This window comes from Pseudobacter sp. (assembly GCF_051955275.1).
Lineage (GTDB): Bacteria > Bacteroidota > Bacteroidia > Chitinophagales > Chitinophagaceae > Pseudobacter.
The window spans coordinates 1-16,038 of the sequence record NZ_JBQCGW010000324.1; the positions used below are offsets into that span (position 1 = coordinate 1).

Here is a 16,038-nt window from a genome sequence, read left to right on the forward strand (position 1 = left end):
TTAAGGTCCAGTATATTGGTGCTGTCCTCTACATTCTCTCCGCCTTCTTCCTGGCTCTGGTTGATGGCATCGCTCTTGAAACCGCCGCGGTCAGCCGCCCAGATATAGGTTTCGGTACCATGCTGCCAGTTCTTCACATAATAACTTTCATAGATAGGATCCTTTACCACTTTCTTCTTTCTCTTTTTTCCTTTACCTACATATACTGTTCTGGTTTTATGACCAACTACTCTTTTGGCATACCAGCCCCCGGCTTTCACACCGGCTGCATTGCAGTGCACACTCACAAATAGATCGCCCCTGGCCTCATTGGCCATATTGGCCCTGTAACGCAAACTCTGCTGCACATTGGTACCTCCGCCGGCCAGTACATCCGTGGTGCGGGTGAAGATCACCTTCACGCCCGGCATTTCTTTTTCGATGGCTTTGCCCAGTTTCAGCGAAACGGACAATGCGATCTCGGCCTCTGTGGAATGCTGCCCGCGTGCGCCGGGATCCACACCACCGTGACCCGGGTCAATGATAATGGTGCTCAATACCGGCTTCTGCTGTTCAGGTACAGGATACTTCTTTCCCGTGAATGCGACCAGGGCACTCAGGGATCCCAGGAATATGAAAACGGATAAAACTCTTTTGGTCATTACAAGTACAATTTATCAGGAAACGAAACCTTCACAACATCTTAATGCTTTAAACGTTATTTTTGCTCCCACTGCATTATGACTAACGGACGCAAAAATAGCTTAAAACAGGGTTCAGCGTGGATTTTATTCGTATCACTTTTGCTAATAACGTCCAATGTACGCGCGAATTACACATCAGATAATTATTTTTACAATTCATTAACTGCTTTGCAGGATACTTCCAAAGTTCCCAGGCAGGACACCATCCCTCTTCGAAAGGATTCCACCATCAATAAGACTGATACCTTCAACGTAAAGATATCAAAGGATTCGCTTGATGCGCCGGTTTATTACCAGGCCTCGGATTCCATTGTGATGGAAGTGAAGACCAAGAAAGTGATCCTGTACAGCAAGGCCAGTGTGAAGCAGAAAGACATGGAGCTTACTGCAGACAGCATCGAGCTGGATCAGAACACCCACCTGGTGACTGCCGTATTCCGGCGTGACACTGCCGGGAATATGATCGGCCGCCCCAAAATGGTACAGGCAGACAGCAAGATGGAGGCCGATATGATCAAATACAATTTCGAGACCCAGAAAGGTATCACCCGGTCCACCATCACCACGCAAGGCGAGCTCATTGTTCAGGGCGAGAAGATCAAAAAGATCAACGAGACCGACTATTACGCCTACCGGGGGCAGATGACCACCTGTAATCTCGATACGCCGCACTTTGCCTTCCGGACGAAAAAGATGAAGCTGGTCAATAAAAAGCTGGCCGTGTCCGGACCCATCCACCCGGAATTCGAGGGTGTTCCCGTTCCCATTTACCTGCCATTCGGTTTCTTCCCCATTTCACAGGGAAGACATTCAGGATTACTTCCGCCGCAGTTCGCTGCCAGCGAACAGTTCGGCCTCGGCCTCGAAGGGCTTGGTTACTACAAAGTACTCAACGATAATTTCGACGTGGCCGTCCGCACCAATATATATTCATACGGAGGATGGAATCTTTACGTATCGCCAACATACCGTAAGCGTTACCGTTATAATGGTCTCATGAACTTCTCCATGCAGAATACCCGCATCCTCAGTAACAATGCCAAACAGGAGTTCACGTCCACCCGCACCTTCAATATCAACTGGAGCCATACGGTAGACAGTCGCGCCAGGCCGGGGACCTCTTTCTCCGCCAACGTGAATGCCGGTTCTACCAAGTACAACCAGTATGTGGCCAATAACCCCACACTGAACTTCCAGAATCAGCTGAGCTCTTCCATCACTTACCAGAAGAACTGGGACAATAAATATAACCTCACCCTCAGTGCCAACCATAGCCAGAACAACGTGAGCACGCTCATCAATATGAGCCTGCCCACGGCAGCGTTCACCGTGAATACTTTTTATCCCTTCCAACCGAAAGAGCTGGTAGGCCCTCCCAAATGGTATCATAAACTGGGGATCGGTCTGAACACCAACTTCGCCAACCAGATCAGCGTGTATGAAAGGGATTTCAATGTAAGCAAGATCCTTGACACCATGCAGTGGGGTGCCCAGCACAATATTCCTATCCAGGTGGCATTGCCTCCGTTAGGACCCATCCAGATCGCACCCGGTATCAGTTTCTCCGAGAAGTGGTATTCCAGAAAGATCATGAAAGGCTTTAATCCTGTCACCAATAAAGTGGATACGATCACTGCCGCCAATGGCTTTTACCAGTCGCGCGATATCTCCTTCAGTCTTGGTCTGAACACCGCGCTCTTCGGAAAATTTGAAGGCTTCGGAAAGAACAGCAAGTTCCAGGCGATCCGTCACGTAGTGCGTCCTACCATCTCGCTGAGCTACAAACCAGACCTGGCAGCCAAAGACTGGTATGATGCACAGATCGATAGTACAGGCCGCCGTGCGCGCTTTTCCTATTACGAAGGAAGCACTTACGGACCTTTCTCCGAAGGCGTATTCGGAGGTATCGGTTTCGGTATTGATAATAATATAGAAGCCAAGATCCGCAGCAAGAAAGATACTGCCAATGGCGGCATCAAAAAGATCAGGCTCATCGATGGTTTCGGCTTCAACAGTAGCTACAACCTGGTGGCCGACTCCTTCAAACTCGCGCCGTTCAGTCTCTACGCCCGGAGCACCCTCTTCGAAAAGATCAATATCACAGCCGGTGCTGTACTGGACCCTTACCAGGTCGACAGCAATGGTTATCGTACAAAAGAATATATGTGGGCTGGCGGCCGTGGTTTCAAGCCCGGCAGGATCACCAGCGGCAGCATTGCCATCTCTACCACTTTCCAGAGCAAGCCTAAAGATGAGGGTAAGGACAAAGCGCAGAAAGAAGCGGAAAAGGAAAGTGGACTGCCGCCACTCACCGTGGAAGAGCAGCAGGCCCAGCTGGCCTATGCGCAGCGCAACCCTGCCGAGTTTGCGGATTTCAATATTCCCTGGTCAGTCAATCTTTCATTCTCCTATAATTTCTCCCGTCAGTTCCGTCCAGATTACAAAGGCTGGGAAACGGTCTCCAATGCCAGCCTGAATGTGAATGGCGACTTCAACCTGACGCCCCGCTGGAAAATGGGCGCCAGCAGCTACTATGATTTCAAGCAGTCGCAGATCCAGTCTCTAACGCTGTCGCTCAGCCGCGAAATGCACTGCTGGCAGATGTCCATCAACGTTACACCGGTGGGCCTTTACAGAACGTTTAACATCACAATTAGCCCGAAAAGCGGATTGTTGAGGGATTTGAAGATCAACAGAACGCGGTTTTTCTATAACGGGCAGTAAGGAGTTTATTTTGCCTGTTGCGTAAAGGGATTTGGTTCCACTGGCTGCGAAAATATACCCACACCATTTTGTTTTTGAATGGGACTTCAGTGGGTATGTTGAAGCGGTAGGGCAGTGATGGGCTGAGGGAACGTATGTTTTCAAGGCCAGTTCCACCATAATCCCTTTGCCGCATCCCGTTGATAACGTCTATTCATCCCTGTTATACTATCGGGCAGGCAAGGCAATGGTTGTGAGTTGACGGCCTTAAAACATACGTTCCCTCAGCCCGGCCTTGCACTACAAGCCCTGACATTCCCCTCAATGCACAATAGTCCCCCCAAAGGTGTGGGTATGTTTTACAGCCGGAAACCACAGACCAATTGCCTTCCGGAGATGGCTATTAAAAAAGGAGATGGCAATTAATAAAGGAATAACTTATCTGTGAGCCACATAGTAAGCTTCCATGATCTGATGAACCCGGTCACGCAGCTCAGCGGTAGTTTCATCAGGAAGCGGCGTCACAGCCGGCAGGAAATCCATGTAGAGCCGGTGCGGCATCAGGTAGAAAGGGATAGTGGCCGGTAATACTTTGCGGGTATTGAAGATTACGGCGGGAATAACGGATTTGCCTGTCTCGATGGCCAGGCGGAAAGCGCCGTCGTGGAAGGATTTGATGGGCTGGTCGCTTTTGTTGCGGGTGCCCTCGGGATAGATGCACATATGAAGGCCCATGGCCAGCACTTCTTTCATTTTGGTGTAGCTCTCTGCACGACTTCTTTCATTTTTGCGATCGATCAGTACACTGCCGGTCTGGTAGAGCAGGCCGAAGATGGGGATCTTTGCCATTTCTATTTTGGCGATGGTTTTATTACCGCCAGGAATGAAGGGAGAAGAGATGGGCACGTCCATGAGTGAATTGTGATTGCATACCACTACATAGTTCTCTCCTTTTTTGAAATGTTCCTGCCCGGTGACGCGGAGAGGGCAACCGATGGCATTGAGGAAAACGGTCATCCATACGCGCGCGAATTGCAGGAAGCGCCTTACCCGGGCGGGGTCTTTCTGAGTATGGCTGAACAGGAGGTAGGGGATCATAAAGACCAGCAGGGTGGCAATGAATACAATGATGGCCCATACGGCAAAGATCCTTCCTGTGATGAGTTTTAGAATACGCATAATTGGGGTGCAAAGATAGCTCAAAGGGCCCAATCGATGGGATCGATGCCGTTCTGTACCAGGAACTGGTTGGTTTTGGAAAAATGTTTGCAGCCGAAAAAGCCAGAATCAGCCGAGAAGGGGGAAGGGTGCGCTGCTTTCAGGATCAGGTGGTGACGGGTAACGTCGATCAGTTCCTGTTTTTCCTGGGCAAATTTTCCCCAGAGAAGGAATACCACGTTCTTCTTTTCATCAGAGATCTTTTTGATCACTGAATTGGTGAACTGCGCCCAGCCGATCTTGGCATGGCTCATGGGCTCGCCGGCACGGACGGTGAGGGATGCGTTGAGCATCAGTACGCCCTGTTCGGCCCATTTGGTGAGGGTGCCATGGTTGGGAATGGGCAGTCCGAGATCGGAGTGCATCTCCTTGAAAATATTCACCAGGGAGGGCGGAGGCTTAATACCGGGCGCTACGGAAAAGCAGAGCCCGTGCGCTTGTCCGGCCCCGTGATAGGGGTCCTGGCCCAGGATCACCACTTTCACATTATCGAAATGGGTAAGGTTGAAAGCATTGAAGATCTGACCGCCGGGAGGGTAGATGGTCTTGCCCGTCATTTTCTCCGTGCGGAGGAAAGTTGCGATCTCCAGGAAATAGGTCTTGGTGAACTCATTCTTCAATACATCCTTCCAGCTATCGTCGATTTTTACATCCATGTGAAAGTAAGTTTCCGGTAAAAATATTGGATTTTGATGGCTGTGCAAAAAAAGCCGGGGATACCGGCTTCCTATGAATTGATCAGTGATCCCGTGTTAGTTTCGGCAACTGCACGGGAGTTACCACTACAGGATATTTTTCCACCGTTACGTTACTGGGATCCAGACCGAAGTTCACGGATTCTTTCACGCTGAGCAGTTTCAGGTTGAAATAGCTTTTCATCATGAATGATTTCACGAAAGGCATATCGTTCTCGAAGCTGAGGAAGGAGTCCAGTACCAGGAATTTGAAATCCCCGATGCGGCTCTGCTGGTAGCTCTGTTCGTATCTTTCGCTCACATCCACTTCATTTGTTTTTACAAGGTCTTCCACCACCTGGCGGAAATAAAAATCAATGCGGGGATCGATGCGGAATCCCAGGTTGAACTCCACGAAGTACACATCATTCTTTACAATGGTATGAACATGATAACGCATGGCGTATGGTTCGTCCAGCACATTCACATGCACGAACCAGTAGATATCGGCGCGTTTGGGATAGCGCCGGAGGATGGAGTCGATGGCCGTTTGCTCTATCTTCCTGCTGCTGCCGCTGGCGGTAAGGTAAACCAGGTTGGTAGCGTATTTGGGAATATGTTCGTCTGTGCTTAAGCGTTTGAGCAGGTCAACATAACCTTCTACGGGTACCAGTTTGATCAGGCTGCGTTTGATGGCCCGGCCCCTGTGCCAGATATACATGATGGCAAAGAGGGCTGCGCCGATGATGAGGGTGATCCAGCCGCCTTCGTGGATCTTCTGCATATTGGCGATGAGGAAGCAGGCTTCGATCACCAGGAAGATCCCCGTGATCAGCGCCACCCAGATGAAGGGTACTCGTTTGGCATGGAGATAGAAGTTGATCAGTACGGTGCTCATGATCATGGTGAGGGTAACGCTCAGACCGAATGCGGCTTCCATTTTGGTGGACTCTTTGAAATAGAGCACCATGCCGATACAGCCGGTCATGAGGAACCAGTTGATGAAAGGAATGTAGAGCTGTCCTTTCATATTACCGGGAAAGAGCACACGATGCCTCGGCCAGATATCCAGGCGGATGGCCTCATTGATAAGGGTGAAGCAGCCACTGATGAGGGCCTGGCTGGCAATGATGGTGGCCATGGTGGCTATGATCACGGCTGGCAGGAAAATGGAGTCCGGAACGATATGGAAGAAGGGGCTCACTGATCCGGTGGTTTCTCCTGTGTGGTTCAGCAACCAGGCGGTTTGACCGGCATAACAAAGCACGAGCATTACCTTGATATAGATCCAGCTGATGCGGATATTGTTGCGGCCTACATGGCCCATATCGCTGTACAGCGCTTCGGCCCCTGTGGTACAGAGGAAGATACTGCCGAGCAGCCAGAAGCCGCCGGGCGCTTCGCGTAGCATCACATATGCATAATAGGGGTTGAGTGCTTTGAGCACGCCGGGGTATTGTGTCATGGCCATGATGCCGAGCACACCGATAAAGGTAAACCAGACGGTCATTACAGGTCCGAAGATCTTACCGATGCGTTCAGTGCCGAACTGCTGGAAGATGAAGAGGCCTATCAGGATGGCGATGATAATGGGAACGGTGTTGATATGCGGGTTGAGTTTCTCCAGTCCCTCGATGGCAGAGGCCACAGAGATGGGGGGCGTGATGATGCCGTCCGCAATCAGGAAGGCGCCCCCTGCCATGGCAGGGATGAGCAGCCAGTGACCCCAGTAACGGCGGATCAGGGCATAGAGGGAAAAGATACCGCCCTCACCCTTGTTGTCTGCCTGCAACGTGATGATCACGTATTTGAGGGTGGTTTGGAAGAACAGCGTCCAGAAGATGGCGGACAATGCGCCCAGGGCCACATCTTCCGTGATGGTCCTTCCGTGAAAAACTGCATTGAGTGTGTAAAGGGGAGAGGTTCCGATGTCTCCGAAAACTATGCCGGCAGCTATCAGTACGCCTGCTGCCGTAACGCGCTTATGGAATAAGGCGGTGTTGGTTGAGCTCATTTAAAAATCGTCATTAAGTAATCCATTTGTCGCAATACCTGCTTCTCAGTTACAAAGTAATGACTAATTGATCATAATTTAAACAGCAAGCCGCCTGCTGCAGGTTGCGGCAGACGGCTTGCTCCATGTATGATTGCGATGGGTCAGAATTTTACACCGATACTGAGTACGGCCCTTCTTTTCCAGAGCGGCTCATAAAGGCCACTTCTTGCCAGATAGCCTTCCTGGTCCGTGAAATTGGAAACATTCAAACGGGTGAAGAAGTTTTTAAAGGTATATCCAACGGAGGCATCCATGCTCCAGTAAGATCTTACTTCCTGCTCCTGCAGGTTGTCTGTTGCTGAATAGAATTTTCCTTTGTAGAAGAAGCCATAACCGAAATCCATTCCTTTGAGTGCGCCCTTATCCAGTGTATAGTTCAGCCAGACATTGAGCGTCTGCTTCGCATTTCCTTCCAGCTGGTTGCCGGCTTTGAATGCAGGATCTTCCACTACGGTAGCATCGATCAGGGAAGTGGCCAGGTTCACGGTGAGTTGCTTCGTAACCTTTCCGTTGATATCAAGCTCTATACCTCGACTGCGATGATGACCGCCCTGGTACATGGCCCATTTGTAATAATCGTTGTAGAAGAGGTGCGGAAAGTCAGGAGCCTGATCAAGTCCGAAAACATATCCTACAATATCTTTCTTGTCTATCCGGAACACAGATAAGCCGATACCCAGTCTTTCATTCAGGAGACTGGCTTTGGCGCCTGCTTCCACCTGTTTTGCATTGGTTGTTTTAAGGATCAGGTTGGTGAGCGGATCCCATCCGTTCTGCTCATATGATTTGGTGAAAGAAGCATATACGGAGAGCCATTTCACAGGTTTTACCAGCAGGGCTACGCGGGGAGAGAATGGTTCCTGGTTATCATCTTTGTAATTGTCCGGTTTGGGTTGGGCAGCCGTGAATTTAGTTCCGCGTGATGTTCTGTTGTAGCGAAGGCCCAGCATCAGGTGCATCCTGTCTTTCCAGAACTTCAGCTGGTCCTGTGCATATACGCCGATCCGTTTGATATAGTTATGCGGCAGGTCCTTATCGCTCTCGGATCCGATGATCTTCGGCAACTGATCCTGTCCGTAAACAGGATTGTAAATATCGATGGGCGTGAGCTCCACGGGATCATTGTAATAGATCCTGTAATTCCACTGCGTATAATCAGTACCGATCACAAAATCATGTTTGATGCCGAAGGTGTTGAAACTGCCTACCAGATCGAACGTGGTTCCAAAGATCTTTGTGAAGGTCTGGAAGAACTCGGTGGTACGGGCCAGCATTCCGTTGGCATCGGCTCCCTGGAATGGAAAGAAAACGGATTCTTCCTGTTCCTGAGCTTTGGAGAGGAAGCTCACATTGCGCAGGGTGAGATTTTTGGAGAGCCTGTAATTGATGGTGGAATGCGTGCTCATTTCATTGTAGCGGTGCTTGTTGTCGGGCTCGCCGAGGAAATGGCCATAGGGCAGTTTCTTCAGCCCGTCGAATGTGCCATCAGGAGAAGCGATCCCCGGAGCAAAAACGCGGTCGTCGTTGCGGGCTACCATCTCAACGGTCCAGTCGATCTTTGGAATGATCTTCCACATCAAAGTGGGCGCTATCAGGTAGCTCTTGCTGTTGATCTTATCTATAAAGTGATTGCTGCTTTCATAGGTAGCATTGATACGGTAGAGCAGGTTCCTGTTTTCCGTGAGTGCTCCGCTGAGGTCCATGGTGGGGCGTACCAGTCCGTACTCACCCACTTTAAGCTCAAACCTGCGATAATCCTGTTCCAGTGGTTTCTTGGTAACAAGGTTCATCACGGCGCCCGGCGCCACATCTCCGTACTGAATGGAGGCGGGTCCTTTCAGGATCTCGATCCTTTCGATATTATCCCCGTACAAACGGCCGGTGGTAGGAAGCTGCATGCCATCCCGGCGGAAATTCGATTGAAAGTTGAGGCCGAAACCACGACCGTTGAACATCGCATATCCATCACCGTAAGTTCCGGTTACGGTGATGCCGCTCACGTTCTTCACGGCATCCCTGATATCCATGATCTGCTGCTGTTCGATGAGCTTCCTGTCTACCAGTTGCACTGAAATAGGCAGATCGATCAATGGGGTGGGTGTTTTAGTGATACTGGCTATCTGGCGTTTTTGTCCATATACGGCCACTTCCTGGAGGATCTTTACAGAATCCACTTTCGGCTTTGAAGTGGTATCCGTTTGCGCGGTGGCGCTGAAGCCAGTGGCGCAGAACAGGAGCGCGCCCACATATTGAAAATTCATCGAACAGATTGTTTGGTTAAAAGGAGTTGACGCCGCAAAGTTGAGCTCCTTTCAGCCAATTGGTTTTCGAGATCGGGAGTTAATATTATCGGATCGGGAAAAATTGTTTACTGAGCCCGTTCCTTTATTTCGTCCGCCGCATTATCATTGTACCTGCGTTTACGGGTGAAGCTGTCTTTGCCGAAATTATAGCTGAAACTAAGCCCTACCCGGCGTGTATCGTTTATATTATTGCGATAACTATAGGCCTGTGCCAGCCCTTTTGTTTCTTCACGATACGCCATGGCGCGGAAAGGATCTTCCATATTGATCTTGATAGTGCCCTTGCCTTTCCAGACCTTTTTCTGTAGGGTTGGATTGATCCAGTAGCGGGATCTCACCTGCCGCTGCCAATCCACGATGGGAGCGTTATAAGCGCAGCTCAGTTCCGCGCTCCAGGTTTTTCCGAACCGGAACTGGTTCACAAACTGGATTCGCCAGGTAAGCCCCTGCAGGCGTATTTCCTGATTTTGAATTTTCGTCTGGCTCATAAAATGCCCGATTGCCGGATTGAAACTGAAATTCCACCATTTGGTGGCCTGCATGGTAAGACTCACCATCAGCGCGATACCTCTGCGTTTACCGAAGTTATCAGTGGTAGTGATCTGTACATTGTCTTTGAGATAGGTAGCCCCTGAAATGCCATCAGTCATCTGGTCGAACATAAAGCGGGTATTGAGCAATTGTTTGTACCGCCAGATCAGTTCAAAACGGTTGGAATAGGAAGGTCTCAGTGCGGGGTTACCGGTATTATAAGTGTACTGGTCCTGGAATATCAGGAAGGGATTGAGTTGCTGGTATCCAGGCCGGTTGATCCTGCGCGTGTAATTCAAGAGGAGCATATGCCTGCCGGCGCTGTCGAGTTTGTAAGAAGTAAAGAGGCTGGGAAAGAAGGAGTGATAGTTTCGTTTGTTGATACTGGCCGGAACAACCGTGTTACCTAATTGATGGCCTTTTGTAAGCGTGTTCTCCCAGCGTATGCCCAGTTGGAGTCCGAACCGCCGCCAGTCCTTACGGCTGCTGAGATATGCCGAGTGGATGGTTTCATTGTAAATAAAATGGTTGGATCTGCTGTGATCAGGCACCGGCTTGTTGTCGGGCAAGGCAAAATAATCCGACTGATGATCTGTTTGCACAAAACTGGATTTGCTACCCGCTGAAATATTCATCCTGTCTTTCATGGGATGTATGTAATCAGCTGCAAGCGTATATACCTGGGTGTTATGAGGGAGGTGATATATGAAATTATCATAGCCGCCTGTTGATCCGGAAGCCTGCCTTACGAGGTTCTCCAGTTGCTGATCAGAAAGATTATCGTAACGGATCAGGTTGGCATCGGCGGTAAGTTCTTTACCTTTTTCGTTGAATTTATACTGGAAATTTACATTGGCAGTGTACTGATTCCACCGGCCTGCTGTAGCGTTTTCACCGATGCCGGTTGAATCGGGGAGGATGGATTTGCTGAAACTGCTGGATTCATACCAGGAATTCTCTTTTCTCTTTCTATCTGCTGCACTGAAGATCATCCCGAGGGTGGCTTTGGAGCTGAGCTGATAATCGAATCCCAGCCTGGCTGAAAGATCATCCGATTTAAAAGTTGAACCGCGCTGCATTGCTGAGCTGCGGGCTACCTGCCCGTTATCTGTAAATAAGACGCGGGTTTCATTACTTCTACCGAAATCAGTATACCGGTTGTATCCCAGGTTGCCGAATACATTCAGTTTTTTATGGAGATAGTTCAGGTTGATGGAATTGTAACTGCGATAATATTTCCCGGTGCTGGAGTTGTGAGAAACGCTGCCTGCATAACCTGCCACGCGTTTCTTCTTCAGCCTGATATTGATCAGTGCGCCGCCCTGCGCCTCGTAGCGGGCGGGAGGATTGGTGATCAGTTCAAACTTTTCTATCATGCTGGCAGGCATGGAACGCAGGTAGGCCGCCAGGTCCTGCCCGCTCATCCAGGTCCGTCTCCCATCTATGAGCACTGTTACACCTCCGCTGCCGTACAAACTGATCTCCCCATTTGCATCAACGATAACACCCGGTGTTTTTTCAAGCAGCTCCAGGGTATTGCCGGTACCAGCCCCCACCATGGCTTCCACATTGATGATGGTCTTGTCGAGATCATGCTCCACCAACGGTTTCTTTGCCGTTACCACCACTTCCTGCATTTCTTTTTTTACAAGTGGGTGCAGGATGGCGGGAGCCAGTTCAATATTTTTTGGAAGACTGTCTGCCAGGATCACCCGGCTGTACCAGGGCTGCATACCGGTAGCTGAAATACTCACAAGGTACCGGCCGGGGCTGATACCTGTGAGTCTGAACTGCCCGTTAACACGCGCTGCCTGCGATTGAACGGGTGTGGAGTCGGCCGCCAGTAATAAACGGACGGTAGCTCCCGGAACGGGTTCATTTTGTATATCTTTGACCTGGCCGCTGATGGACAGGCCAGATATTGTTTGTGATCTTATGACGGGCGGAATGATGAACAGGAGGAAAAAAAGGATCGGTCTCATTTTATCAGTGGTTATTTGGAATGAAGAATCTGGAGCAAATTTGTTCTTCATCCGGAGCCCGGGGAAATAATGATGATGGAGTGAGGCCGGGTACTGACAGACTGCCGCTGGGGGATGACGAAATATTTTATCAGGCGGGGACCGGTGTCCGTCAGGGTACAGACAAGATTCATCAGTTTGTTTTCGTGGACCCGTTGCGTTAATACAGATTTGTAGCAGCTTCAAAAAGAAGCCATCAACTGCATATGAAATTGAAATCATTCAACAGCAAACCTGCACAGGAAAGCACTCCCGGCCTTATCTGGATCACTATCGGTGCCGCCATTCCCCTGTATATTGCCGCCTTTTTCTATACGGATGCTCAAATGAGGGATGGAGAGGAAGTGGCTGCATTCCTGATCACCGTTTTCTTTCTCCTGGGGATCTTTGCAGGCCGCTATGCAGCTATCATGGTGGCCGGCATCCACAAAGAAGTGCCGAGAAGGCAGCTCGTTACCCTGTCCGTGATCATTCCGGTTTTTATCATCGTGGTTTTCATCATGGCGGCCGCTACTATCCATATGAGCTCCATCTTCATGGCCATGCTGCTGATGGGCATTCCATTACTGATCCTCAGTGTGAGCACCGGTATGCTGATCAAACTGGTACGTATATCCGTAAAAGGACAGATCACGGAAGCCCGCGCTGACGCCGCCCAGAGCCAGAGCGAGTTACAGCTGCTGCAAAGCCAGCTCAGCCCGCATTTCCTTTTCAATACCCTCAATAATATTTATGGCACCAGCCTCACCCGGCATGAAAAAGTACCGCCATTGCTGCTGAAACTGTCCGACCTCTTGCGCTATTCCGTGTATGAAGCACGTGAATTATTTGTGCCACTGGTGAGTGAAGTGGATTATATAAAGAATTATATCGAATTTGAACAGCTGAGGATCGGGGAGAAGCTGTTGCTGCATACAGAGATCGAAAGCAACCTGAACCCGCAGATCAAGATCGCGCCGCTGATGCTGATCGTTTTCATCGAGAATGCCTTCAAGCATGCTAAGAATACCACTGACCAGGAAATAAAGATCGATATCCAACTCAAGACCTGGGGCAATAATATACTCTTTGCCGTTACCAATTCCAATAGCCGTGGGCAGGGGGAAAGTCCCATAATCAACGGTCATAGTGGTTTCGGGCTTGATTCAGTGCGTAAAAGGCTTACATTGCTTTATCCCGGGGAATATGACCTCAGCATACAGGACAATGAAAAAGCATATACCGTGATGTTACAAATAAAAGCGAAATAATGGGCAGGTACAGTTGTGTAATAGCAGATGATGAACCGATAGCGCGTGAGATCATCGAGGGATACTGCGCACATCTTCCACAGCTCCAGGTACTGGCCAGCTGCAGCAATGCACTGGAAGCAAAAGCTGCCCTGCAACAGCAGCGCGTGGATATCCTCTTCCTGGATATCAATATGCCCGTCCTGGATGGCATCGCATTCATGAAAACGCTCAAAGAGCCGCCACAGGTGATCTTCACCACGGCGTATAAGGAATTTGCTGTGAATGCGTTTGACCTGGCCGCCTGTGATTACCTGCTGAAACCATTTTCCATGGACCGTTTCATCATGGCGGTAGACAAGGCCATCGAAAATCTCCGGAAACGTATACCCGTTAATGTGGTTGCGGAAGAGGAAGAGGCGCTCTTCATAAAAACCGATAGCAAGATCTTTCGTGTACTTTTTAAAGACATTCTCTTTGCGGAGGCAAGTGGCAATTACACCAAAATCGTAACGGCGCAGCAAACCTATATGCCTTCGCTCACTTTCACGGCATTGGAACAGCAGTTGCCGGCATCGCAATTCATCCGGGTGCATCGCTCCTTCATCATCAGTAAAGCGGCTATCTCGCATATCGAGGGCAACCGCGTTTTCCTGCATCGTATCGAAATTCCCATCGGAAGTAATTACAAAGAGGTTTTTCTCAAAGAACTAGGCCTGTAAGCTCATGAATTCAGGATACTTTGTCCGACATTTGCCGGCCGCAGTACACTATGAGCAATACAATGAGTAAGAAGAAGACGCTGACCGAAGAGCAGATGGCCGTGATCAACAGCAACAGCGATGTGGCCATCAATGCCGTTGCCGGATCCGGTAAAACTACCACCATCATCGAGTACGCAGCCAGCAGGCCCCCGAATGCTTCTATTCTCTATATCGCTTTCAACCGCTCCGTGAAACTGGAAGCCCTGAAGAAATTCGAGGCACGCGGCCTCCGTAATGTACGTGTGGAAACGGCCCATTCCCTGGCATTCGATTATATGGTGAAAGGCTCGGGTTATAAAGTGAGGCAGAAAGATTTCCGCACGCACGAGATCGTTGAACTGCTGGGACTGCGCAGCACTGGCGAAAAACATACCGAGTATATTCTTGCCACTCATATCCAGAAATTCATCGCTTTCTTCTGCAACAGTGATAAAAAGAAAGTGCAGGAATTGAATTACCTGGATTGTATCATCGATCCCACAGCTAAAACCTTTGTACGCAAGCATTATCCCGAAATAGAACTGGGCACCCGTCAACTCCTGGCGAAAATGGAAAAACGGGAAACAGAGATCACCCATGATTTCTATTTAAAGAAATTTCAACTGCAATGTCCCAGGCTGCCCTTCGATTTCATCCTCTTTGATGAAGCGCAGGATGCCAGTGCGGCCATGCTGGATGTTTTTGTTCAGCAACGCGCCGTAAAAGTGATCGTGGGAGATACGCACCAACAGATCTATGGATGGCGGCATGCCGTGAATTCCCTGGAGCGAACCGGCTTCAATATCCTGCAACTCAGTACCAGTTTCCGTTTTCCGCAGGATATAGCCGATCTGGCCACGGAAGTGCTGTACTGGAAGGAACATATCGGTACTCACCAGGCCGTTCCCATCACCGGCATGGGAACAGCAGGAAAACTGAAAACAAAAGCCACAATCGGCCGCACTAATCTCGGGCTGCTGCTCAATGCCATCGAATACATCACCAATAACCGCAAGATCAAAGGCATTTACTTTGAAGGCAATTTCAACAGCTATACCTATGCGGATGAAGGCGCGTCATTGTATGATGTACTCAACCTGGCAACCAACAAACCTGATAAGATCCGCGACAAGCTCATAGGCTCCATGCGCAGCCTCGAAGAGCTGGAAGAGTACATCGAGAAAACAGAAGATCCGCAGCTCGCCATGATGGTGGAAGTAGTGAAGGAATATGGCGATGAGATCTATGATATCCTTCGCTCCCTGAAAAAATTGCATGTGGCGGATAGCGACCGTGAGAATGCGGATATGATCTTCTCCACTGTGCATCGCGCCAAAGGGATGGAATATGATATCGTTCACCTGGTGAATGATTTTATTTCGGAATCCAAACTGAAAAAAGCGAAAGGGGAGGCTGCTGCTAAAAAAGAAACAGTGGATACCGGCCGGCTTAATGAAGAGATCAATCTTTTGTACGTGGCGCTCACCCGGGCCAAACAACAATTACATATTCCCGATAACCTGGTTCCGGAAAAATTCCCTTCTTCCGCTTTCATATTCCGCACGGAACCCAAAGAAGAAAAATTAAAAAAGAAAACCACCGGGCCATTAAAACCTGCACGCCCTGCCCCGGTAAACCGTGCTTTTGAAACCACCCGGCGTAAAGAGCAGCCCAGCGAGTCTTTCAAGTCCTGGTCATCGGGGCAGGATGACGAATTGACGGAGTTGTACGAGGATTTTGTTTCCATTGCAGAAATCGCTGAAAGTTTCGGCAGGACCAAAGGCTCCATCATTGCGCGTCTTCGCAAATTGGGATTGATGGATTAATCAGGGTGCTGCCAGTTGCTCACGTCCTGACTGTTCCTGCCCGCACGCTGA

10 protein-coding genes are annotated in these 16,038 nt (G+C 49.6%); 4 read left to right on the top strand and 6 right to left on the bottom strand.

Annotated features, from left to right (window positions below; translation table 11 throughout):
• Positions 1-641: N-acetylmuramoyl-L-alanine amidase family protein (locus ACTHMC_RS29190; protein ID WP_440418613.1), on the bottom strand; the 641-nt coding region annotated here is incomplete at its 3' end.
• 210 nt (positions 642-851) lie between these two features.
• Between ACTHMC_RS29190 and ACTHMC_RS29195 the strand changes: the two genes are divergently transcribed.
• Positions 852-3,407, top strand: a complete 2,556-nt coding sequence (locus tag ACTHMC_RS29195; RefSeq protein WP_440418614.1) for a putative LPS assembly protein LptD — start codon at positions 852-854, stop codon at positions 3,405-3,407.
• A 417-nt stretch (positions 3,408-3,824) separates the two neighbouring features.
• On the opposite strand, the gene ACTHMC_RS29200 is transcribed toward ACTHMC_RS29195, so the two are convergent.
• The 5 genes from ACTHMC_RS29200 to ACTHMC_RS29220 all read right to left on the bottom strand — a co-directional run bounded on the left by ACTHMC_RS29200 (position 3,825) and on the right by ACTHMC_RS29220 (position 12,150).
• Entirely contained in the window at positions 3,825-4,565 is a 741-nt protein-coding gene (locus ACTHMC_RS29200) for a lysophospholipid acyltransferase family protein (RefSeq protein WP_440418615.1), read from the bottom strand.
• 20 nt (positions 4,566-4,585) lie between these two features.
• Positions 4,586-5,260 carry a uracil-DNA glycosylase gene (ung, locus tag ACTHMC_RS29205; protein ID WP_440418616.1) on the bottom strand — a complete coding sequence of 225 codons (675 nt, stop codon included), beginning with the start codon at positions 5,258-5,260 and terminating at the stop codon, positions 4,586-4,588.
• 82 nt (positions 5,261-5,342) lie between these two features.
• Positions 5,343-7,292, bottom strand: a complete 1,950-nt coding sequence (locus ACTHMC_RS29210) for a KUP/HAK/KT family potassium transporter (protein WP_440418617.1) — start codon at positions 7,290-7,292, stop codon at positions 5,343-5,345.
• A gap of 143 nt (positions 7,293-7,435) precedes the next feature.
• Positions 7,436-9,595, bottom strand: a complete 2,160-nt coding sequence (locus ACTHMC_RS29215) for a TonB-dependent siderophore receptor (protein WP_440418618.1) — start codon at positions 9,593-9,595, stop codon at positions 7,436-7,438.
• A gap of 107 nt (positions 9,596-9,702) precedes the next feature.
• Positions 9,703-12,150 carry an outer membrane beta-barrel protein gene (locus tag ACTHMC_RS29220; protein ID WP_440418619.1) on the bottom strand — a complete coding sequence of 816 codons (2,448 nt, stop codon included), beginning with the start codon at positions 12,148-12,150 and terminating at the stop codon, positions 9,703-9,705.
• Between the two features lie 245 nt (positions 12,151-12,395).
• Between ACTHMC_RS29220 and ACTHMC_RS29225 the strand changes: the two genes are divergently transcribed.
• The 3 genes from ACTHMC_RS29225 (at position 12,396) to ACTHMC_RS29235 (ending at position 15,987) form a co-directional block, all read left to right on the top strand.
• A complete protein-coding gene (locus ACTHMC_RS29225; RefSeq protein ID WP_440418620.1) occupies positions 12,396-13,439 on the top strand; it encodes a sensor histidine kinase in 1,044 nt (347 codons plus the stop codon).
• Entirely contained in the window at positions 13,439-14,140 is a 702-nt protein-coding gene (locus ACTHMC_RS29230; RefSeq protein WP_440418621.1) for a LytR/AlgR family response regulator transcription factor, read from the top strand. The genes ACTHMC_RS29225 and ACTHMC_RS29230 overlap by 1 nt, the downstream gene beginning before the upstream one ends.
• A 62-nt stretch (positions 14,141-14,202) precedes the next feature.
• Entirely contained in the window at positions 14,203-15,987 is a 1,785-nt protein-coding gene (locus ACTHMC_RS29235; protein WP_440418622.1) for a 3'-5' exonuclease, read from the top strand.
• Positions 15,988-16,038 lie beyond the last annotated feature (51 nt).